Source organism: Budvicia aquatica DSM 5075 = ATCC 35567, from assembly GCF_000427805.1.
Classification (GTDB): Bacteria; Pseudomonadota; Gammaproteobacteria; order Enterobacterales; family Enterobacteriaceae; genus Budvicia; species Budvicia aquatica.
The window spans coordinates 17701-21356 of sequence record NZ_KE386590.1 but is presented as its reverse complement, the minus strand read 5'-3'; the positions used below and the strand labels follow the sequence as shown (position 1 = coordinate 21356).

The window sequence follows — 3656 nt, the reverse complement described above, 5'->3', positions numbered from 1 at the left end:
CGGTTAGATTATATCCCGGCGAGCTTTGTCGTTAACCGTTATATCCGTCCACAATACAGCTGTGATTGCTGCCAAACGGTGGTCTCTGCTTCTATGNCTNCAACAATCATTCCCAAGGGATTACCTGAGGTTGGATTGGTCACGCAGGTTGTTGCCAGTAAATACCGTGACTATCAGCCGCTCTATCGCCAAAGTCACATCTTTGCCCGTGATGGTGTTGAGATCCCCGTCAGTACGCTGGCCGGATGGGTTGGTGCTGCCGGAGTGGCCCTGGCGCCACTGGCAGAGCTGCTCCGTCTGGACCTGCTGAAAAGAACCGTGGTGCACGCCGATGAAACGCCGCTGCTGATACTGGATGCGAAACAGGGCGGTAAAGCATGCAAAGGGTACCTGTGGGCCTATGTTAGCGGTGAAAAAACAGGTTCAGGTATTGTCTGCTTTGACAGCCAACCAGGTCGGGCAGCCAAATATCCTGAAGCGTACTTAAGTGGCTGGAACGGTAGCTTGGTGAGCGATGGGTATGCCGCTTATCATCCCCTGAATAATGGCGGCGAGGTGGTCAATGTGGCCTGTTGGGCTCATGCCCGCAGGGGTTTTGCTGACCTTTTTAAAGCGAATCATGACCCTCGAGCAGAAATGGCGCTGAAGATGATAAGCCAGCTCTATAAATTGGAAAAAAAGATCCGGCACCGAGGGATAGATAAAATCCGGCAGTGGCGACAACGGTACTCGAAACCGAGACTTGATGCATTATGGACATGGCTGGAGCGACAGGTTGAAGCCTGTGCGTCGAGTTCAGCGTTACACAAAGCGATTAAGTATGCACTGAATCACAAAACCGAACTTTGTCGGTTCCTAGATGACGGTGGATTACCCCTAGACAATAATCGATGTGAGCGAGCAATCCGTCCGGTGGTAATGGGAAGGTCAAACTGGCTGTTCGCCGGGTCATTGGCCGCCGGTCAACGCGCTGCAAAAATCATGAGTCTGCTAGAAACCGCACGGTTGAACGGTCTGGAGCCGTACGCGTGGTTAAAATCAGTGCTGACGCGCCTGCCTGAATGGCCAGAAGATCGCCTGCACGAACTGTTACCCTTCCCAGAAAACACCTTCACCGACTAACGGGTTCTGTGTGATGCGGAACCGATCTCTTACGTCAATGTGAGTTCACCGCAACGTTACGATAAGACGCTACGACAGATTGCCCCGACCACCAATGATGTGGCCGTGGCCATGGGGAACATCAACGTGTATCAGGCACGCCGCTTGCTACTTAAGCTGGTCGATGAAGGGGCCGTGATTAAAACCGGCACGAGCAAAGGCCTTCCGATACACTGGTGGCTTATCGGTGCCGATAAAAATCAGTCATGCCTCAGCGATGGCGAAAACAAACATTGACACCCCTCAACACTCCCCCTGACGACCTAACAACACCGCCTTGCTTGTTCAACTCATCCATTATAGCGACTGAGAGCAGGTGATAAACCAAAGACTGGCGGGTGGATTGTTACCCACATTGCCTGATGCCAGATAGACATCATAACGGTTACCTCCCTGTGTTTCACGGGCCCAATAGCTGTAGTCATGCCAACCCGCACCGTAAGCGCTCAAACTGCCCCAGGCATTCCATAATGGCCCGTCTCCGGCTCGCGCACTGCCCGGCCCCGCACTCAGTCGAGTCCAGCTCGGTACGGCGTAATTCCCCCCGGACTGTGCGGCACACGCACTGTCAGCCTGTGAGGCCGTTCCCGCCACAGAACCCTGATGAATAAACCACTCATTGACGGTAAATGTATAGATGGACTCACCGCCACCCACCTTGTCGATGGCCTTAATCACCACCGTCTTATGGGTNGATGACGGGGTTGCCATAAAACTGACCCGCCCCTGACTATCGACCGAGACCCAGTCACTCTGCGTCGACCAAGTGTATAACGCATTGTTCGCCACAGTGTCACCCAATCTCACCTGAAACGTGNCCCCCACAAACCCCTGCGTAGGAAAACCCGACGTTACCGGAAACTCAGCCCCGCCCACTAAAAGGGCCGTGACGGGNAAAGGGAGTTCGGGGACATGAAGGGTGTAGGTGGCACTGTGCAGGGTTTGTGTGCCACTTCGTGGGTCNCCGTCGCGNGATGATACCGTGACCGGCGCACTGGCCCTCACGGTAAGCGTGCGACCAGCAAATTCTGCCCCGAACGCTCTCGCCACCTGTTCCGCCGTCAGCGGGGTCTGATGAGATGTCCAAATCANGGTACCTGCCGCGCTATCTACCTCNGCCGTCAACCCCAGGTCGCCGTCACTGTCTGACAGTATCAGGTCGGTGGTATCCGGTGAAACGCTAAACTGCGCCGGCGNTGCACTCAACGACACGGCAACGTTATCCTCAATCACGAGACCTCCCGGCCCCTGAATGAGAATATTACCGCTGGCCGTCGGGACGCGCCCTTTAATACTTTGCGTCGATACCGATTGAGCCTGTGCGCCCAGACTCATCATCACAAGCAAGAAAGAAACACAGCCGACTGTCGCCGTCACGACGGTATTGATTATCCTGATTTTCATGATGTTGTCCTGAGTGACGAAAACAGCGTCCATGTGAATATTGTTTGTGCCGGTCAGTCGTGCAGGTTGCCATGCGACATACCCCGGCGTATTTATTGACGCGTGGGAGAGTTCAGCTATCTCACCCACACCATCCCATCCGCTATACCGTAAAATGCCGTAAAGAAGGACCCGAGTGCGCTGTGATCCAGTCTTGCTTGCATCCTTACCCTATCCCCCTCAATGTGACGCATTCAATGCTCTCTTTATTATCAATGACATTGTATCCCCCATCTCGTGGTAGCGAAAATCGGCTTTACCGCATCACCGCATCAATCCGACAAATCAGCCCCCGTACTGATAGCCCATAAGGCCTCCACATGCCGTCTCAATCCGCCCTGGTGGCGACCGACGTCTTGTAACCACCGAATATCCGCCGCCATATTCTTGGCGAACCGCTTTTGCCGTTGAGCCGTGGCCAGCCAATCGATAAGAAATCGGTCCTCTGACGCAACATGGATAACACGCCCATCCCGCCAGGCCAAATGCAATGCCACTCGCGCACAAAACATCAGGTGAGCGAGGTCCCGAGTCGTTTTGACTTCGGCTAAGGTCAGCCCCAGCCCTCGTGTTACAGTCAAGTGTTATTCTCCTCTCCGGGGGCTTATCTCACCCACTCCATCCAATCCGCGACCAGATAGAACACACTCCCCAAAATGGCGAGGGCAATATACGGTGCTATCTTTGTCATCATTATCCCCTAAAATAAGGTAGTCGTGACGTAGCCTCAGGTACGTTGCCCCATCACTACGCGGGAGTTAACGTCTGCGATAGCGGGCAATACCGTCTGTCACCAGGACGGCACCCATACCCAGCATCCCGCCCAGTAAGGCACCCAATACCAGTATCAGCGCTTTCTTCGGTCGGTCCTTTTTCACATCCTCCCCCGGCGTGAGCTGATAACGATAGACCTGTGCGGTCACCTGCTGTTGCAGTAACGGCGCCAGCAGACTCAGTTCCCGACTGATATCATGATACCGAACGGGGTATACTATCGGGCTCTCCGTCAGGCTGTTGATTTCGGCACTCAAAAAGTTCTCACCCAGCATGTA

General features: G+C 54.2%; 4 protein-coding genes and 1 pseudogene. 2 read left to right on the top strand and 3 right to left on the bottom strand.

The window, feature by feature from the left end:
- A partial coding sequence (gene tnpC / locus YWE_RS28755) for an IS66 family transposase (RefSeq protein ID WP_036017134.1) occupies positions 1–1122 on the top strand: 1122 nt, incomplete at its 5' end.
- Positions 1123–1161: 39 nt separating this feature from the next.
- Positions 1162–1398 (top strand): FaeA/PapI family transcriptional regulator, encoded by a 237-nt coding sequence (locus YWE_RS0125335; RefSeq protein ID WP_029096945.1) that lies wholly within the window; start codon positions 1162–1164, stop codon positions 1396–1398.
- A 60-nt stretch (positions 1399–1458) separates the two neighbouring features.
- Here YWE_RS0125335 and YWE_RS31785 read toward each other — a convergent pair whose 3' ends face one another.
- From YWE_RS31785 to YWE_RS0125315, 3 genes and pseudogenes are all read right to left on the bottom strand, one after another.
- Positions 1459–2496 (bottom strand): hypothetical protein, encoded by a 1038-nt coding sequence (locus tag YWE_RS31785; RefSeq protein ID WP_428829309.1) that lies wholly within the window; start codon positions 2494–2496, stop codon positions 1459–1461.
- Positions 2497–2876: 380 nt separating this feature from the next.
- The gene (locus YWE_RS28750; protein ID WP_051323590.1) at positions 2877–3185 is read right to left on the bottom strand and encodes a DUF2913 family protein; all 309 of its coding nucleotides are present in this window, start codon (positions 3183–3185) and stop codon (positions 2877–2879) included.
- Positions 3186–3362: 177 nt separating this feature from the next.
- A pseudogene (locus YWE_RS0125315) lies at positions 3363–3656 on the bottom strand (hypothetical protein); the annotation flags it as partial.